The sequence below is a fragment of the Pseudomonas medicaginis genome (assembly GCF_965119365.1).
Classification (GTDB): Bacteria; Pseudomonadota; Gammaproteobacteria; order Pseudomonadales; family Pseudomonadaceae; genus Aquipseudomonas.
The window spans coordinates 6,371,604-6,388,491 of sequence record NZ_OZ221631.1; the positions used below are offsets into that span (position 1 = coordinate 6,371,604).

The 16,888-nt window shown below is 61.3% G+C and carries 16 protein-coding genes; 2 read left to right on the plus strand and 14 right to left on the minus strand.

The genetic code is table 11. From position 1 onward, the window contains the following. Positions 1 to 763 precede the first annotated feature (763 nt). Genes thiO through ACMTA2_RS28160 form a run of 7 tightly spaced genes read right to left on the minus strand, consistent with a single transcriptional unit; the run spans position 764 to position 7,558 of the window. A complete protein-coding gene (thiO, locus tag ACMTA2_RS28130; RefSeq protein WP_413792695.1) occupies positions 764 to 1,864 on the minus strand; it encodes a glycine oxidase ThiO in 1,101 nt (366 codons plus the stop codon). Between the two features lie 57 nt (positions 1,865 to 1,921). Continuing rightward, positions 1,922 to 2,323, minus strand: a complete 402-nt coding sequence (locus tag ACMTA2_RS28135; RefSeq protein ID WP_413792696.1) for a type IV pilin protein — start codon at positions 2,321 to 2,323, stop codon at positions 1,922 to 1,924. Positions 2,324 to 2,332: 9 nt separating this feature from the next. Next, the gene (locus tag ACMTA2_RS28140; protein ID WP_413792697.1) at positions 2,333 to 5,440 is read right to left on the minus strand and encodes a pilus assembly protein; all 3,108 of its coding nucleotides are present in this window, start codon (positions 5,438 to 5,440) and stop codon (positions 2,333 to 2,335) included. Beyond that, positions 5,427 to 5,897 (minus strand): pilus assembly PilX family protein, encoded by a 471-nt coding sequence (locus ACMTA2_RS28145; protein ID WP_413795733.1) that lies wholly within the window; start codon positions 5,895 to 5,897, stop codon positions 5,427 to 5,429. The genes ACMTA2_RS28140 and ACMTA2_RS28145 overlap by 14 nt, the downstream gene beginning before the upstream one ends. A 19-nt stretch (positions 5,898 to 5,916) precedes the next feature. Continuing rightward, positions 5,917 to 6,630 (minus strand): PilW family protein, encoded by a 714-nt coding sequence (locus ACMTA2_RS28150; protein ID WP_413792698.1) that lies wholly within the window; start codon positions 6,628 to 6,630, stop codon positions 5,917 to 5,919. After that, positions 6,627 to 7,088, minus strand: coding sequence for a type IV pilus modification protein PilV (gene pilV / locus ACMTA2_RS28155; RefSeq protein WP_413792699.1), 462 nt, complete (start codon positions 7,086 to 7,088; stop codon positions 6,627 to 6,629). The genes ACMTA2_RS28150 and pilV overlap by 4 nt, the downstream gene beginning before the upstream one ends. Then, complete coding sequence (locus ACMTA2_RS28160; RefSeq protein ID WP_413792700.1) at positions 7,085 to 7,558, minus strand: GspH/FimT family pseudopilin; 474 nt, start codon at positions 7,556 to 7,558, stop codon at positions 7,085 to 7,087. Before ACMTA2_RS28160 ends, pilV begins: the two co-directional genes overlap by 4 nt. Before the next feature lie 122 nt (positions 7,559 to 7,680). Between ACMTA2_RS28160 and ACMTA2_RS28165 the strand changes: the two genes are divergently transcribed. Continuing rightward, positions 7,681 to 8,220: a GspH/FimT family pseudopilin gene (locus tag ACMTA2_RS28165; RefSeq protein WP_413792701.1), complete on the plus strand. Its 540-nt coding sequence runs from the start codon at positions 7,681 to 7,683 to the stop codon at positions 8,218 to 8,220. Here the strand turns inward: ACMTA2_RS28165 and ispH are convergent. The 6 genes from ispH to murJ form a co-directional block, all read right to left on the minus strand. After that, on the minus strand, positions 8,174 to 9,121 hold the full coding sequence (gene ispH / locus ACMTA2_RS28170) for a 4-hydroxy-3-methylbut-2-enyl diphosphate reductase (protein WP_413792702.1): 948 nt from the start codon (positions 9,119 to 9,121) through the stop codon (positions 8,174 to 8,176). The genes ACMTA2_RS28165 and ispH overlap by 47 nt on opposite strands. A 206-nt stretch (positions 9,122 to 9,327) precedes the next feature. Beyond that, a complete protein-coding gene (gene fkpB / locus ACMTA2_RS28175; RefSeq protein ID WP_413792703.1) occupies positions 9,328 to 9,765 on the minus strand; it encodes an FKBP-type peptidyl-prolyl cis-trans isomerase in 438 nt (145 codons plus the stop codon). After that, on the minus strand, positions 9,758 to 10,270 hold the full coding sequence (gene lspA, locus ACMTA2_RS28180; protein WP_413792704.1) for a signal peptidase II: 513 nt from the start codon (positions 10,268 to 10,270) through the stop codon (positions 9,758 to 9,760). Before lspA ends, fkpB begins: the two co-directional genes overlap by 8 nt. Further along, a complete protein-coding gene (gene ileS, locus ACMTA2_RS28185; protein WP_413792705.1) occupies positions 10,263 to 13,094 on the minus strand; it encodes an isoleucine--tRNA ligase in 2,832 nt (943 codons plus the stop codon). Before ileS ends, lspA begins: the two co-directional genes overlap by 8 nt. A 13-nt stretch (positions 13,095 to 13,107) precedes the next feature. Next, positions 13,108 to 14,046 carry a bifunctional riboflavin kinase/FAD synthetase gene (gene ribF / locus ACMTA2_RS28190; RefSeq protein ID WP_413792706.1) on the minus strand — a complete coding sequence of 313 codons (939 nt, stop codon included), beginning with the start codon at positions 14,044 to 14,046 and terminating at the stop codon, positions 13,108 to 13,110. Positions 14,047 to 14,174: 128 nt separating this feature from the next. After that, complete coding sequence (gene murJ / locus ACMTA2_RS28195; RefSeq protein ID WP_413792707.1) at positions 14,175 to 15,713, minus strand: murein biosynthesis integral membrane protein MurJ; 1,539 nt, start codon at positions 15,711 to 15,713, stop codon at positions 14,175 to 14,177. A 254-nt stretch (positions 15,714 to 15,967) separates the two neighbouring features. Here murJ and rpsT point away from each other — a divergent pair, with 254 nt between their 5' ends. After that, positions 15,968 to 16,246, plus strand: a complete 279-nt coding sequence (gene rpsT / locus ACMTA2_RS28200) for a 30S ribosomal protein S20 (protein ID WP_003185593.1) — start codon at positions 15,968 to 15,970, stop codon at positions 16,244 to 16,246. Between the two features lie 172 nt (positions 16,247 to 16,418). On the opposite strand, the gene ACMTA2_RS28205 is transcribed toward rpsT, so the two are convergent. After that, the gene (locus ACMTA2_RS28205) at positions 16,419 to 16,883 is read right to left on the minus strand and encodes a CreA family protein (protein ID WP_413792708.1); all 465 of its coding nucleotides are present in this window, start codon (positions 16,881 to 16,883) and stop codon (positions 16,419 to 16,421) included. Between the last annotated feature and the right edge of the window lie 5 nt (positions 16,884 to 16,888).

Sequence of the window (16,888 nt, forward strand, 5' to 3'; positions counted from 1 at the left end):
AACGTCCACCGCGAGGCGGCCTAACAGCCGACCTGATTTAGGGTGATCGCGTTTCTCCTGTGGGAGCGGGCTTGCTCGCGAAGAGGCCGGAGCATTCAACATATTCATCGCCTGTGCCATCACCTTCACGAGCAAGCTCGCTCCCACACTGGGTCGGTGACGATCTACAGATTTTGCGGCCACTGCAAATCCCTGTGGGAGCGAGCTTGCTCGCGATGGCAGTGGATCAGCTTGCATCAGCCTTGGATGTACCGCCGTCTTCGCGAGCAGGCTCGCTCCCACAATGGGATCGCAGTGGGACCGGAAGAGCCAAGTCGGTTGTCAGGCCGCCTCGCGAGCAAGCTTTACTCCCACAGATCTGACAGGTGTACGAGCGGGAGAACCAGGCCGGCTGTCAGGCCGCCTCGCGAGCAAGCTTTACTCCCACAGATCTGACAGGTGTACGAGCGGGAGAACCAGGCCGGCTGTCAGGCCGCCTCGCTTTTGATCTGGGGCGCCCCGTTAACCACGCTGGCCGAACGCAGGCATTGATCCGTGGGCCCACGGAGCAATGCCGGAGTGAGGGCATGCCGAGCCTAGGCGAGGCACCGAGTGGTGGGGCAAAGCGTTTTTGGTTACTTTTGGCTGGTCCGGCTCCCGGCTCTTCCAAAAGTGACCCGCTGTAAGAGCGGAACCCTAAGTAGCCGTTACCGCAGCAATGGATATTTACTCAATCACCACACAGCCGTCGCGAGCAAGCCCGCTCCACAGGAAAAACCGAACCTTACAAGCGCCCTGCCGGCGCATATGGCGCAGGATCGATCACCGGCTCACGCCCCAACATCAGATCCGTAAACAACTGACACGACGCCGGCGCCAACACCAGCCCGTTGCGATAATGCCCACAGTTCAACCACAGCCCCACAACCCCCGGCACCTCGCCGATATAGGGAATACCCTCCGGCGACCCAGGTCGTAACCCTGCCCAATGCCCGACCACCTCGGCATCGGCCAGCGCCGGAATCAACTGCTGCGCCGAGACCTTCAGGCTCTCCAGCGCCACGTCAGTCGGGGTCTTGTCGAAGCCTTCACGCTCCAGCGTGCTGCCCACCAGGATGTGCCCGTCGCGACGGGGTATCGCGTAACGGCCCTTGGCCAGGACCATGCTCGACAGAAAATCCGAAGCGCATTTGTACAGGATCATTTGCCCCTTGACCGGCTCCACCGGCAATTTCAGCCCCAGCGTACCGAGCAACTCGCCACTCCAGGCACCAGCGGCCAGCACCACTTGGTCGCCATGGATCAGCCCCGCGGAACTGTCCACCCCGACGACACGTTCGCCCTCGCGAATGAACCCGCTGACCTCGCAATGCTCATGAAGCGTGACATTGGGCAACGCCTGCAACGCCGCCTTGAGGGACTTCACCAACCGCGGATTGCGCACGTTCGCCACATCCGCCATGTAGATCGCCCGGGAAAACCCCGTGCCCAGTACTGGTACTGCATCGTGAACCGCCGAGATATCCACAGCCCGCAGCGGCCGCCCTTCCCGCTCGGCCCAGGCCAGCGCTTCGTCCTGGTCGTCCAGGTCCAGCCAGTACAACCCGGTCACGTGTACTTGCGGATCGATTCCGGTGGCCGCGAACAAACGCTGGCCCAACTGTGGATAGAAATCCTGCGACCAATGGGCCAGCGCCGTGACCGCCGGGCTGTAGCGCCAGGGGTACAACGGCGAAACGATACCGCCGCCAGCCCAGGACGACTCCTGGCCGACGTTGGAACGGTCCAGCAGCACGACACGTTGCCCTTCGGACGCCAGATTGAACGCCGTCAGCAGGCCGATCACTCCGCCGCCGACAATCACCACTTGCTGTTGCCTGGTCATGTTCTGATTCGACTCACTAAAACAAAGGACGCAAAAGCGTGCCCGGATAAAAGAAACTCAGCGGCCCCAACAATCCTTGGTGGTCAGCCCGGCGGCGGCGTTCTCGATGCTTCTTACCCCGGTATTGGTGATCTTGAAGTCACCGCATTTGTCCGTGGCCATTGATGAGCCACTCTTGCGCACAGCGGTCAGGATGAAGCTCTGGTCCGCCAGCGTCTGGGTAATGGTGTAGAAATCGTTGCCGCTGCTCAGCCCGGTTGCATTGGTGTAGACGTTGCTCTTCGAGTAGTGGCGCTCGAGAATTTGCGCCTGCTCGGATAAGAGCCCGGCAATTTCAGCGCGGCGGCCCTTCTTCATGTATTCGGTCAGGCTCGGATAGCCGACGGTGATCACGATACCGATGATCGCGATCACGATCATGATTTCGATCAAGGTGAAACCCCGGTTGGATCTGCGCATGCCTTGTCCTCATTGTATTTGCCGCCACATGATACGGCGGCTGCCGCCGACGGATTTTTCCAGCAGCTCGGTGATGTTGCCGCTGGAGTCGTTGACGATCATGTTGGTGGCCCCGCTGGCGCTGACGACGGCGCTCAAGGTCGGGATTCCCCCCGTGAACATAACCCCGCTGGAAATCGTGTCGGAGCTGTTGAGCGTGCCATCACCGTTGGTATCAAGCACCGTATAGTTGAGCATCTTACCGTTGAACGCATCCAATTCGATCAGTTTGCCGGTGCCGAAGCTGGCACAAGGGTCGGTAGTGTCCACGGCGGCCGTGGTAAAGACCACGCGCCCGCTCACCAGATTGGCCGGGTTGATCACCCGCTCCCCGGTCAGCGCATTGTTGTACACCAACGGCAGGTACCAACCCTTTTTCGTCGGATAAGCCACGTCGGTCTGGCTGGTAGTCACGAACTGCCCCGTGCTGCCTGAGAACACCCCCGTGATCGACTGGGCCTGCAGGTTCGACACGGTGATTTGCCCGGCACCACCGGTGGCGTCCCATATCGAGTAGAACCCTTGCAGGTCCTTGTTGAGTTTATCCGCCGTTTCGTTGAACTTGCCGGTGCCGAAAAACACCTGGGTCCCACCCTGGGGATTGTCTGCCAGCAGAGGTTGCACCGTGATCGGTTGGGTCGCGCCCCCGGGGGCGGTGAACAATGGCTGGCCGGCGAATGCCAGGCCCCAGGCGGTGGGTGAGGTACCACTGAGGTCGAACTTCCACATCCGTCCCTTCAAGTCGCCACCGTAGGCGGCTTGCACCACGTTCTGAGAATTGACCCGCAGCTTGACCGATGACAGACCGTTGTCGGTTTCGCTGCTGTTGATGACTATTTTGCGGATCAGCGAACCGTCGCGGATGTCCACGACGTACAACGCAGCCACCCCACTGTTGCTGCCATAACCGTTGGCGATGAACGCCGCCCAGCGACCGTCCGCCAGGCGCGCGACCTCAGGGCGTGCGTAAGCGTAGCCCAGGTCATTGAAGACGTGGGTGGTGTTGGCAACGGTTGGCGCACTGATTTCCCACAATGCCCGCAACACGTTGCCCGCCGTCGCATCGAACAGCTGAACCGCATAGAACGTCTTGCCCCCAGCACCAGTGCCGCCCAGAGCCACTGTCTTCCAGACACTCCCCGATTGCGTATCGAATACGCCGACCTGCCCATCCACCAAGAACTTGTGGCTCACGCCATTGACGTAGTTGGTGTCGGCAATGTCCTGCAACGAAGGCAGCACGCTCGACGGCATATAGGCATAACGCCGCGTACCGTTTGCACTGTTGATGACGCTGAAGAAACCATCGTTGGCGTTCACCACCAGGCTGGTATTCATGTTCGCCGCCTTGGTCGCCAGGTACGTGCTGTAGCTCGTGTCATTAAGCAGGTCCGCAGCGGTCTGGTCGTTGGGCGATGCCAGCACCAGCGGCGAATTGATGATGTCCCCCAGCAATACACTGCGCACCTTCAAGCCGGTCTTATTGACGCCCTTGCTCCACTCCACCAGGTCGTTGCCGGTGATTCCCGTGGGCAGGTTCTGGCTGAGGCTGGTTTGCTGGGCCGGCGAAAAGTTGCCGTAGGCCAGGCTCACCGGCACATTGGTCGCGGTGTTCCAGGACTGATAGATCGGTGCCGTGGCGCCAGGCACGATGGCGGTATCGGTGGTCCATTGCTGCGCTGCCGTGTTGACCGTGCCGGCCGTAGTGAAACCGAACGCCCGGATGGTGCCGCGCCAGTCCTTGGGATCATACGTGGTCTGGTAGTAGCTGGAGGTGCTGGACAAGGTGGCGGCGTTGGTGGTGCCGCCGCCCCCGGAGCCGGCCTTGGAGGTGATGTCGCTCAAAGCGGAGGCCAAGGCCGAGTTCAGGCCTTCGCTGTCGCTCGCCGGATAATACTTGCCCGCCCCGTAGCGGGCAGCATCGGACAGCATCTGATTGGTGACGGCAAAACCCACGGTGTAGGTATTGAGGTATTGCCGGGGGAAATCCGTGGCGTTCCAGCTCTTGCCGGTGGCGTCGGTGCCGGTGGAGCGCATGTCGATGTCGAAGGCGAACTTGGCGATGTCATCCAGGTAAAGCGTATCGCCCTCGGCGTCGCCGCTGGGATTGTCACCATCGTTGCCGCTGATGCCATCCCAGTTTGGCAGCCGGGACAGGCCCAGGGGATCGTTGCTGGGAAACGTTCGGTCATAGGTGGGCAAACCGTCGGTGATCACCACGCCGAAGTTCTTCTGGCAACGGTACTGGATCGGGCTGGTGTAGGTGGCGGGCGTTCCATTGTAGTAAGGCGCCATGCCCCTGAAATAGCGAGTGACCTCGTAATAACTCTCGGCCAAGGGTGTATTGGCGACCGCCCCCAGGCCGTTGATGGCGTTGATCAGCGCGCTGTAGTTGCTGTTGGCCTGGGTCTGGGTCACGCTGCCACTGACCGGTGACAGGTCGCTGATGGCGCGAGCGATATATCCCCCGGGGCCGGGGTTGCTGCTGTTCGGTGGGTTGAAGGTGGCAAGGCCGATACGCAGGGCGCGGTTGCTGGCGACCAGGTCGTTGGAAACGTCCCGTGCCACGTTGATTCGATAGTCGTTGGGAATCGTACCCGTGGTGAAGTCCCGGCTCGAACCGTTGGCCAAGGTCATTAGATAAGATAAGTATCTAGTTGTGTAGCGGGTATTCTCACCACCGACAGGATCGGGTAGCCGCAGGCAAACCTGACCAAAGCCTACTCGGTAGAAGCCATACCACCCATTCGAGCAGCCTCCACGGAACAGACTCGCCAGCAAGACATTCCCATCGTTTGCCGCAAGCAGCGTCCTGTTACTGCTGCTGCAGCTTCTGTCGTCAGCGCATATATAGACCGGTGCTTGCGTCGCCGTCGGATCAAACCCCGCCGCCCAGATAATGTTGTTCATGCTCCCCGAATCATCGATCAGCAGCATCACGTTCGGCGTGACGGCCGCCGCACTCAGCAAGGGCGAATCCGAAGGCGTGAACGCATAGGCCGGCGCTGCCAGGTAAAGACTGAGCAGCGCCCCCCACAACACCTGCCACCCGCTGCGAAGCGCCTTAGTATTTGGCATAGATGCTCTCCACCACGCTGCGCTGGTTATTGCCCACCACCGCCACCGCCGTGATCCGGTACAGCGTCGCCGAGGTGTTGACCGGCACGTTGACCGCCGTGAGCGTCGTGCCGATGTTCTGCACGCCATAAAAACCACCGGCGGCGGCAACCCAGAGCACCCCCGACGACGAATTGCGCCCTGCCCCCGTCAACGTCGCCGACTCGGCCGGCGGCGCGCACTGGGTCGTGGTGGTGCATACCGGCAATGAATACGTCTCGACCTGCACCGCACTTTCGCCCACCCTCAGCGCCGCCTCGGCCATCTGGAACGACAGGTTGCGCTGCATGACACTGCTGGTCATTTTTTCCTGGAGGGTGGCGCTCTGCATCGACGACAGGCCGATCAGCGTCAGCAGCAACAGGAAGACCAGGCTGACCAGCAAGGCCATGCCTCGCTGGCGATGCCCGGGATCCATCGAACTCATCGAGCCCCCCTCATAGCAACCGGTTGCGCAAGGCGGCAACCACATTGAAGGTCTGCTCGCGCACTGCGTTCCTGGGGTCAAAGAGCGTCAATGTCAGGCGCACGCTGCGGATCAAGGCCGGGTCAGCCGGGTTACTGGTGTAGCCCGATGCCGCGATGTCCGTCGCACTGCCAGCCACGCCGAACGTCACGTCGAACGCCCGCACATTGTCCACCAGCACCGACAAGGCCGGATTGCCGGCGCCGCTCCCCAGCAGCAATTGATTGTTGTTGAAGCTGTAGACCAGTCGACGGATAGGGAAGGCCAACTGCCCCGCCGCCGGTAACCGCGCGTTGGTATAGGCCGTCGCCGAGGTGCGACAATCGGAGAGCACGGTCCAGGTCGGAACGCTACCGCCGTTACCGATGTCGGCGGTGACCAGGGTCAGCCGCCGGTTGGCGTTGTCCCAGCGGATCGGGGTGATCTGGCTGGCATTGAAATCATTGGCCGTGGAGGCATCGGTAATGGTCCCCAGGCAACCGAACATGCCCACCATGCGAATCTCCTGCACCATTTTGCTCAGGACGAACCGGGCGTCCTCCTGCATCACCGCGGCCGCACTTTGGCTGATGTAGGTGTTCTTGGCAGCGAGGAAAATCTGCACGACACCCAGTACGACGATCAGGCTGAGCACCAGTGCGATCATCAATTCGATCAGGCCGAATCCGCGGCAACGCCGGTTCATGGCGGCGTCCCCGGTGGATCGACGGCCACTCGACTGGTCAGCACAAAGCTGCGCCGCGCCTCGGCTGCGTCGGTGGTGTTGGCGGCCCGGGCGTCGTCCCAGGAAATGGTGATGGTGTAGACCCGCTGGTTCAGCGCAATGGTGCCAGTGGCCGTGGCGCCGCCGAAGGCAATGATGTTGGTCTTGAAATCGTAGAGGTCCTGGTCGCGGGCGACGTTGAGGTTCGGCGAGTTGGGCGGTGTGACGGTGTAGTCGGCGCCGGCGTTGGCGCGAATGCGGTCCAGCAGGTCGTAGGCAATGAAACTGGCCTGGCTGGTCATGCGCGAACTGTCGGTGTACTTGAGCGCATTGAGCTGGATCATCGCTGCCCCCAACAAACCGACGCCGAGAATCAGCACCGCCACCAGCACCTCGATCAGCGTCATTCCCCGCTGTGCCCTTTTATTGCAACCCTTCATCCGCAACTTCCACCCAATACGATTCGTCCATTGAGGCAAACACTCAGCGTCCTGCTCTGCGCCCCTCGTACATAATTGAAACTCACCGGCGTGGCCGGCGCCGATAACCCACCGAGGTTGTTGAAATCAATGTTGCTCACCTCTGAGGTTAGCGTCAGAGTCGCGCCGCTGCTCATCGCCGGAACAACCCGCAATACATTGGACGGCGAGCCCGTACTGTCATACACCGTCAGTTCGCCGCTCCAGACACTGCCCTGGGCCGTGGGGCGGATGCGGGTGGTGACACCACGGTCGATCGCCTCCAGCCGGGCAAAGTTCAGCGCCCGGCGCAAGTCATCGATCTCGGTGTCGGCCTGGGTGCTCTGCAACGAGCCAGTGAATGAAGGCACCGCCATGGTGATCAGGATCAGCAGTACGCCTAGGGCCACCAGCACCTCGATCAGCGTGAAACCTTTTGTACGAAGATCCATCGATGCCCTCCGTTGCCGTCGGCTATACCTGCTTCTACACGCTAGAACAAACCAGTGCCGCCTGCCTGATACCGTCCATTCAGGGCAGTGCCTGTGGCCCCACACTCCAGGGAGGAGACGTCATGTACCAACAGGGCTTCAGCCTGATCGAACTGCTCATGGGACTGGCAATTGCCGCAATTGTTCTGCCGTGGGCCGGCACGGGCTATAAAGAGCTGATCGAATCCATCGAACGCAAGGACACCGCGCAGTTACTGATCAGCGGGTTGCGCAGCGCACGCAGCGAGGCCATCGCACGCAACCGGACGGTCGTACTCAGCGCAATGGACGACGATTGGGGCCGGGGCTGGCGCATATCCCTGGATGACAAGGAGAAGACCGTGCTGATGGAGCGCAGCGCAAGTGCCCGGGTGATCGGCAACCAGCCGGTGACACGCAGGGTGAGATTCGGTAGCCAGGGGGAAGCCCTGCGCTCCGGCGGCGCCTTCCAGGCAGGCACGCTGCATGTCTGCGCCAAACGTGGCCCGGTCAGCCATCATCAAGTGATACTGGCGCCTTCCGGCCGCGTCCGCCTTGAAAGCGTCGAGGCCGAGCAGGCACTGTGCGAGAAAGGACTTAAAGCAAGGAGCGGACGCGCAACTCTTTCGGCATCGAGAACGTGATGTTCTCCTCGCGACCGGCCAGTTCATCGGCACCCGTTGCGCCCCAAGCCTGCAACTGCTGGATCACACCGCGCACCAGGACTTCCGGCGCGGAGGCACCAGCGGTGATGCCAATGCGCTCGACCCCATCGAACCAGCTGCGTTGCATGTCCTCGGCGCCGTCGATCAGGTAGGCCGGTGTGGACATGCGCTCGGCCAGCTCGCGCAAGCGGTTGGAGTTGGAGCTGTTCGGGCTGCCGACCACCAGCACCACATCGCATTCGTTGGCCAGTTGCTTGACCGCATCCTGACGATTCTGGGTGGCGTAGCAGATGTCATCCTTGCGCGGGCCGCCGATGGCCGGGAAGCGCGCGCGCAGGGCGTCGATCACTCGACTGGTATCGTCCATGGACAGGGTCGTCTGGGTCACGAAAGCCAGGCTCTCGGGGTTGCGCACTTGCAAGGCCGCAACGTCCTCCTCGTCCTCGACCAGGTAGATCGCACCACCGTTGCTGGCATCGTATTGACCCATGGTGCCTTCGACTTCCGGATGGCCTTCGTGGCCGATCAGGATGCATTCGCGACCGTCACGGCTGTAGCGGGCCACTTCGATGTGCACCTTGGTCACCAATGGACACGTCGCGTCGAAGACCTTCAGGCCACGGCCGGCGGCTTCGCTGCGCACCGCCTGGGAAACGCCGTGGGCACTGAAGATCACGATGACATCGTCCGGCACCTGGTCCAGTTCCTCGACGAAAATCGCCCCACGGCTACGCAGGTCTTCGACGACGAACTTGTTGTGGACCACTTCGTGGCGCACGTAGATCGGCGGCCCGAAGACTTCCAGGGCGCGGTTGACGATTTCGATCGCCCGGTCCACACCGGCGCAGAAGCCACGGGGGTTGGCGAGTTTGATTTGCATGCTGTGCCTCGTGTCTTGCGCGCAAGAAATTGAATGCTTGCCTGTTAATCGAGCGATAAGGCTCGAAAACAAGGAGATCCCTGTGGGAGCGAGCTTGCTCGCGATAGCGGTGGGTCAGTCACCCCTGTATTGAAAGTGACTCCGTCATCGCGAGCAAGCTCGCTCCCACAGTGAATCGGGTGGCAGCAGGAACTGCCGGTTAACTCTTAAACCGCCTTGACCTCAAGGATTTCCACTTCGAAGTTCAAGGTCTTGCCCGCCAGCGGATGGTTGAAGTCCACGGTCACCTGGGCCTCGTCGAACGCCTTCACCACACCTGGCAGCTCGGTATTGGCCGCATCGTTGAAGATCACCAGCAGGCCCTCGGACAGCTCCATGTCCTGGAACTGGGAGCGTGGCATGGTCTGCACATTTTGCGGGTTGGGCTGACCAAAGGCGTTTTCCGGTGGTACGACCACGGTGCGCTTGTCGCCGGCCTTGAAACCGAAGATCGCCGCCTCGAAACCTGGCAGCAGGTTGCCATCACCCACCTTGAACACGGCCGGAGCCTTGTCGAAGGTGCTGTCGACGGTATCGCCATTTTCCAGATGCAGGGCGAAGTGAAGCGTCACTTCGGTGTTTTGAGCGATACGCTGCTCAGTCATGGACGGCTTCTCCGGTTTTCTTGCTCTTGAACATGTCCAGGGCGAGCATGATCGCGCCCACGGTGATGGCGCTGTCGGCAAAGTTGAACGCCGGGAAATACCAGCGGTTCTGCCAATGCACCAGGATGAAATCGATGACGTGGCCCAGGGCGATGCGGTCATAGAGGTTGCCCAGGGCACCACCGAGCACCAAGGCCAGCGCAACGGCCAGCCAGGTTTCGTCGCGGCCCAGGCGCTTGAGCCAGACCACCAGCACCGCGCTGACCACGATGGCAATCAGGGCGAACAGCCAGCGCTGCCAGCCGGAACTGTCGGCCAGGAAACTGAACGCCGCCCCGGTGTTGTAGGCCAAGGTCCAGCTGAAGTAATCAGGAATGATCACGATCTGCTGGTACAGGGTCAGCGAGTGCTCGAAGTAGTACTTGCTGGCCTGGTCGATGACCAGAACCAGCACGCTCAACCACAGCCAGCCCAGCCGTCCGAAACGGTTCGCCACATTAGGCATAGTGACGAACCTCACCGTTGCCACTGATGTTGTCCACGCAACGGCCACAGATTTCCGGGTGCTCCGGGTTCACGCCGACGTCTTCGCGGCAATGCCAGCAACGGGCGCACTTGGTGTGGTTCGACTTGACGATCTTCAGCTTCAAGCCACTGACCTCAGTGGTCACCGCATCGGCCGGCGCCTGCACGAACGGCGCAACGCTGGCGGTAGAGGTGATCAGCACGAAGCGCAGTTCGTTGCCCAGCTTGGCCAGGTCGGCACCCAGGGCTTCTTCGGCATAGAGGGTCACTTCGGCCTGGAGGTTGCCGCCGACGGCCTTGGCCGCCCGCTGGATCTCCATTTCCTTGTTGACCGCGGCCTTGACCGCCATCACGCGGTCCCAATACCCACGGTCCAGTTCGAAGCCTTGCGGCAGTTCGGTCAGGCCTTCGTACCAGGTGTTGAGCATCACCGACTCGTTGCGCTCGCCCGGCAGGTACTGCCACAGCTCGTCGGCGGTGAACGCCAGGATCGGTGCGATCCAGCGCACCAGGGCCTCGCTGATGTGGAACAGCGCGGTCTGGCACGAACGACGGGCCTTGCTGTTGGCGCTAGTGGTGTACTGGCGGTCCTTGATGATGTCGAGGTAGAAACCACCGAGCTCCTGCACGCAGAAGTTGTGGATCTTGGAGTAGACGTTCCAGAAGCGGTACTCGCCGTAGTGCTCCTGCAATTCGCGTTGCAGCAACAGGGTACGGTCCACGGCCCAACGGTCCAGCGCGAGCATTTCTTCGGCCGGCAGCAGGTCGGTGGCCGGGTTGAAACCAGTCAGGTTGGAAAGCAGGAAGCGCGCGGTGTTACGGATCCGCCGGTAGGCGTCCGCGCTGCGCTGCAGGATCTGCTCGGAAACGGCCATCTCGCCGGAATAGTCGGTGGACGCAACCCACAGGCGCATGATGTCGGCGCCCAAGGTGTCGTTGACCTTCTGCGGCGCAATCACGTTGCCCAGGGACTTGGACATCTTGCGACCGGACTCGTCGACCGTGAAGCCGTGGGTCAGCAACTCGCGGTACGGCGCGTGATTGTCGATGGCGCAACCGGTCAGCAGCGACGAGTGGAACCACCCGCGGTGCTGGTCCGAGCCTTCCAGGTACAGGTCGGCGCGCGGGCCGGTCTCGTGGCCCATCGGGTGCGAACCGCGCAGCACGTGCCAATGGGTGGTGCCGGAGTCGAACCAGACGTCCAGGGTGTCGCTGATCTTGTCGTACAGCGGTGCTTCGTCACCCAGCAGCTCGGCGGCATCCATCTTGAACCAGGCCTCGATGCCTTCGGCTTCGACGCGCTTGGCAACTTCTTCCATCAGTTCAACGGTGCGCGGGTGCAACTCGCCGCTTTCCTTGTTCAGGAAGAACGGGATCGGCACGCCCCAGTTGCGCTGGCGGGAAATGCACCAGTCCGGACGGTTGGCGATCATCGAATGCAGGCGCGCCTGGCCCCAGGCCGGCACGAACTGGGTTTCTTCGATGGCCTTGAGCGAACGCTGGCGCAGGGTGTCGCCGCGGGTTGGCTGCTTGTCCATGCCGATGAACCACTGCGCGGTGGCGCGGTAGATCAACGGGGTCTTGTGCCGCCAGCAGTGCATGTAGCTGTGTTCGATGACGGTGGTGTGCAGCAGCGCGCCGACTTCGGTCAGCTTGTCGACGATGGCCGGGTTGGCTTTCCAGATGAACTGGCCGCCGAAGAACTCCAGCGATGGCACGTACACGCCATTGCTCTGCACCGGGTTGAGGATGTCGTCGTTGACCATGCCGTACTTCTTGCAGGTCACGAAGTCGTCGACGCCATAGGCCGGCGCGGAGTGAACCACGCCAGTGCCTGCGCCCAGCTCCACGTAGTCGGCCAGGTACACCGGCGACAGGCGATCATAGAACGGATGACGGAAATTGATCAGCTCCAGCGCCGAACCCGGCGCGGTGGCGACCACCGAACCTTCGAGGTTGTAGCGGGCCAGGCAGGATTCAACCAGTTCTTCGGCCAGCACCAGCAGCTTGTCGCCGACATCGACCAGGGCGTAGTTGAATTCCGGGTGGACGTTCAGTGCCTGGTTGGCCGGGATGGTCCACGGGGTGGTGGTCCAGATCACGATCGACGCCGGCTTGGCCAGCTTGCCCAGGCCGAAAGCCGCGGCGAGCTTGTCTTCATCGGCGATCGGGAACGCGACATCGATGGTCGAGGACTTCTTGTTCTCGTACTCGACTTCCGCCTCGGCCAGGGCCGAACCGCAATCGAAGCACCAGTTCACCGGCTTGAGGCCCTTGAACACGAAGCCACCCTCGACGATTTTCGCCAGGGCACGGATTTCGCCGGCTTCGTTCTTGAAGTCCATGGTCTTGTACGGGTTGGCGAAGTCGCCCAGCACGCCGAGACGGATGAATTCGGACTTCTGCCCTTCGATCTGCTCGGTGGCGTAGGCACGGCACAGTTCGCGGGTCTTGTCCGCGCCCAAGTTCTTGCCGTGGGTCACTTCGACCTTGTGCTCGATCGGCAGGCCATGGCAGTCCCAACCCGGGACATACGGCGCATCAAAACCCGACAGGGTCTTGGAGCGAATGATCATGTCCTTGAGAATCTTGTTCAGCGCGTGACCGATGTGGATGGTGCCGTTGGCGTACGGAGGGCCGTCGTGCAGGACGAACTTCGGACGATCCTTGCCAATTTCGCGCAACTTTCCGTACAGGCCAATGCTGTCCCAACGCTGCAGAATCTGTGGTTCGCGCTGAGGCAGGCCGGCCTTCATTGGGAAGGCGGTGTCCGGAAGGTTTAGCGTGGCTTTATAGTCGGTCATTTAAGGCTCTTCATTAGCGATTGGCGCTGGTTGCGACAAGGGCACGGGCGGCGGCGATATCTGCATGGATCGCCGTCTTGAGCGCCTCCAGAGAGGCAAAACGCTGCTCTTCACGCAGCTTATGGTGGAAAACCACCGTCAAACGCCGGTCATACAGATCGCCGGCAAAATCCAGAACATGTACTTCAAGGTGGGCCTTGCCATCGCCCTGGACCGTGGGTCGCACACCGATGTTGGCAACGCCTGGCCAGGTCTTGCCGTCGATCTCGACACTCACCAGGAACACCCCGGTCAGCGGCACACGACGACGCTTGAGCTGCACGTTGGCCGTCGGCGTGCCCAATTGGCGCGCCAGTTTCTGCCCATGCAGGATCCGCCCGGCAATCCGGTACGGCCGGCCGAGCAAACGCTCGGCCAAATCGAAGTCGGCCGCCGCCAGGGCATTGCGGACCTGGGTGCTGCTGACGCGCAAGCCATCCATCTCGACGGTCTGCGCCGCTTCGACGGTGAAACCCTGGGCGATACCGGCCTGTTGCAGGTAATCGAAATCCCCAGAACGATCACAACCGAAACGGAAGTCATCGCCAACTTCCAGATGCTTCACATCGAGGCCGTCCACCAGGATGGTATCGACGAACTCGGCAGCGCTGAGCTTGCTCAGGCGCTGGTTGAAGGCCAGGCACAGGACCCGGTCGACACCTTCGGCGGCCAGCAGTTGCAGCTTGTCCCGCAGCCGGGCCAGACGGGCCGGGGCGGTGTCCGGGGCGAAAAACTCCCGCGGCTGCGGCTCGAAGATCACCACGCAGCTAGGCACGCCCAACTCCAGCGCACGCTCGCGCAGCCGCGCCAGGATAGCCTGGTGGCCACGGTGGACACCGTCAAAATTGCCAATAGTGGCGACACAGCCCCGATGCTGGGGGCGCAGGTTGTGGAGGCCTCGAACCAGCTGCATAACGCGCTTCTTGCTCATAAAGTGGCCGATTATAACCACACCCGGCGGCCGACGACAGGCAACACCGCACCCAAAGTGCTCGAACCGACAAAACCACTGCCCGACCCGGGGTTATCGAGGACCCGCCCTCAGCCCAAGGCCTTGCGGTTGAAGTCCCGCAGACGGAACCCCATCAGCAGCAACATGCCGAAATATGCCACCACGCCGGCAACCACCAGCGCTCCCAGCCGCAGGAAACGCTCGAGCATCTGCCCTTCGCCCCAAGCCGGCATGAAATGCATCGCCCCCAGCAAGACCGCCGACATCACCGCCACGGCCACCAACAGCTTGAGGCCGAATTTGGCCCAGCCCGGCTGCGGCTGATACATCTTTTGCTTGCGCAACTGGTAAAACAGCAGCCCGGCGTTGAGGCAGGCGCCGGCGCTGATCGCCAGGGCCAGGCCGGCGTGGGCCAACGGGCCGATGAGCAACAGGTTGAACAATTGGGTCATCACCAGGGTGAAAATGGCGATTTTCACTGGCGTGCGAATGTTCTGCTGGGCATAGAACCCCGGCGCCAGCACCTTGATCACGATGATCCCGAGCAAGCCCACTGAGTAAGCAATCAGCGCACGCTGGGTCATCAAGGCGTCGAAAGCATTGAATTGACCGTATTGGAACAGCGAAACCGTCAGCGGCTCAGCGAGAATCCCCAGCGCCAGGGCACACGGCAGCACCAGCACAAAGCACAGGCGCAGGCCCCAATCGAGAATCCGCGAGTATTCGTGGCGATCCTGACTGGCGTAGGTCTTGGCCAGGGTTGGCAGCAGGATCGTACCCAGGGCCACACCCAGCACGCCGGACGGCAGCTCCATCAAGCGATCGGCGTAATACATCCACGACACCGAGCCGGCCACCAGGAACGAGGCAAAGATGGTGTTGATGATCAGGGAAATCTGGCTCACCGACACCCCGAGGATCGCCGGCAACATCTGCTTCATCACCCGCCACACGCCACTGTCGCGCAGGTTCAGCCGCGGCAGGACCAACATGCCGATCTTTTTCAGGTGCGGCAGTTGATAGAGCAATTGCGCCAGGCCCCCCACCAGCACCGCCCAGCCGAGGGCCATCACCGGCGGATCGAAATACGGCGTCAGGAACACCGCGAACACGATCATGCTGACGTTGAGCAGGGTCGGCACAAAGGCCGGTACGGAAAAGCGGTTCCAGGTATTGAGGATCGCCCCGGCCAGGGACGACAGGGAAATCAGCAATATATAAGGGAAGGTCACCCGCAGCAGGTCCGAGGTGAGCTGGAATTTTTCTGGCGTATCAGTGAAACCCGGCGCGGTGGCCCAGATCACCCAGGGCGCGGCGAGCATGCCGGCGGCCGTGACCAGCGCCAGCACCAAGGTCAGCAGGCCGGTGACGTAGGCAATGAATGTACGGGTCGCCTCGTCGCCTTTCTGGCTTTTATATTCCGCCAGGATCGGCACGAAAGCCTGGGAGAACGCCCCTTCGGCGAAGATCCGCCGCAACAGGTTGGGCAACTTGAAGGCGATGAAGAAGGCGTCGGTGGCCATCCCGGCGCCGAATATCCGCGCGATCAACGTATCGCGAACGAACCCCAGGACGCGGGAAAGCATCGTGATAGAGCTGACGGCGGCCAACGATTTGAGCAGATTCATGAAAAGAGTTTTTGCCTGTCGATAAACAGCAGGCGAACAACGCGCCCACTTGTGCGATACTCCGCGCCGCTAAACAGTGCAGAGCCAAAGCCCGCGAGTTTACAGGTCGCACGCCGGAAAGAAATCCTTCGGTGCGCAGCACCTGCCATTCAGCGGAACGCGTCACCCGCCCTTGACAAGACTTCAACTCATCGGCATGATTCGCGGCCTATTTTGTTTGCTATTTCCCAAAAAGTCTTTCGAGGAGCTCGACGGTGGCCAACACACCTTCCGCCAAAAAACGTGCAAAACAGGCTGAGAAGCGTCGCAGCCACAACGCCAGCCTGCGTTCCATGGTCCGTACCTACATCAAGAACGTAGTTAAGGCCATCGACGCAAAAGACGCTGAAAAAGCTCAAGCTGCTTACGTTCTGGCTGTGCCAGTTATCGACCGCATGGCCGATAAAGGCATCATCCACAAGAACAAGGCTGCTCGCCATAAGAGCCGCCTGAATGGCCACGTAAAGGCCCTGAACGTTGCCGCTGCTGCCTAAGCGACGCGCTCATTAAAAAACCGACCTCTGGGTCGGTTTTTTATTGCCTGCAACTCTTCATTCAAAACATTGTGGGAGCGAGCTTGCTCGCGATGGCGGAGCATCAGACAAATCGTTGTTACTGACGTACCGCCATCGCGAGCAAGCTCGCTCCCACAGGGCTATGTGTGGATTATTGAGTACGAGCCCACGGCAGGATCGGAATCGCCGTCACCGCATTCTGCGGGCTGCCCTCGATCACGCGATCGCTGTAGACCAGGTACACCAACGTGTTGCGCTTCTTGTCGAGAAAACGCACCACCTGCATGGTCTTGAACACCAGCGAAGTACGCTCGCGGAACACCTCCTCGCCATCCTTGAGCTCACCCTTGAAGCTGATGGGCCCGACCTGGCGACAGGCGATGGACGCCTCGGCGCGATCCTCGGCCAGACCCAGGCCGCCTTTTACACCGCCGGTCTTGGCCCGCGACAGGTAACACGTCACGCCATCCACCTTGGGATCATCGAACGCCTCGACCACAATCCGGTCATTCGGCCCGACGAACTTGAACACGGTGGACACCTGGCCGATTTCCTCGGCCGAAGCCAGCAGCGGTACCGCCAGCAGCAAGCCGATCAATCCTTTTGCAAAACCCATGATTT

Bases quoted from the DNA above. Each gene is read 5' to 3' on its own strand.
- ACMTA2_RS28165 (WP_413792701.1), top strand. From the start codon at position 7,681: ATGTACCAACAGGGCTTCAGCCTGATCGAACTGCTCATGGGACTGGCA.
- ACMTA2_RS28150 (WP_413792698.1), bottom strand. From the start codon at position 6,630: ATGAACCGGCGTTGCCGCGGATTCGGCCTGATCGAATTGATGATCGCA.
- murJ (WP_413792707.1), bottom strand. From the start codon at position 15,713: ATGAATCTGCTCAAATCGTTGGCCGCCGTCAGCTCTATCACGATGCTT.
- ileS (WP_413792705.1), bottom strand. From the start codon at position 13,094: ATGACCGACTATAAAGCCACGCTAAACCTTCCGGACACCGCCTTCCCA.
- ACMTA2_RS28205 (WP_413792708.1), bottom strand. From the start codon at position 16,883: ATGGGTTTTGCAAAAGGATTGATCGGCTTGCTGCTGGCGGTACCGCTG.
- ribF (WP_413792706.1), bottom strand. From the start codon at position 14,046: ATGCAGCTGGTTCGAGGCCTCCACAACCTGCGCCCCCAGCATCGGGGC.
- ispH (WP_413792702.1), bottom strand. From the start codon at position 9,121: ATGCAAATCAAACTCGCCAACCCCCGTGGCTTCTGCGCCGGTGTGGAC.
- ACMTA2_RS28160 (WP_413792700.1), bottom strand. From the start codon at position 7,558: ATGGATCTTCGTACAAAAGGTTTCACGCTGATCGAGGTGCTGGTGGCC.
- ACMTA2_RS28145 (WP_413795733.1), bottom strand. From the start codon at position 5,897: ATGGATCCCGGGCATCGCCAGCGAGGCATGGCCTTGCTGGTCAGCCTG.
- pilV (WP_413792699.1), bottom strand. From the start codon at position 7,088: ATGAAGGGTTGCAATAAAAGGGCACAGCGGGGAATGACGCTGATCGAG.
- lspA (WP_413792704.1), bottom strand. From the start codon at position 10,270: ATGCCTAATGTGGCGAACCGTTTCGGACGGCTGGGCTGGCTGTGGTTG.
- ACMTA2_RS28135 (WP_413792696.1), bottom strand. From the start codon at position 2,323: ATGCGCAGATCCAACCGGGGTTTCACCTTGATCGAAATCATGATCGTG.
- ACMTA2_RS28140 (WP_413792697.1), bottom strand. From the start codon at position 5,440: ATGCCAAATACTAAGGCGCTTCGCAGCGGGTGGCAGGTGTTGTGGGGG.
- fkpB (WP_413792703.1), bottom strand. From the start codon at position 9,765: ATGACTGAGCAGCGTATCGCTCAAAACACCGAAGTGACGCTTCACTTC.
- thiO (WP_413792695.1), bottom strand. From the start codon at position 1,864: ATGACCAGGCAACAGCAAGTGGTGATTGTCGGCGGCGGAGTGATCGGC.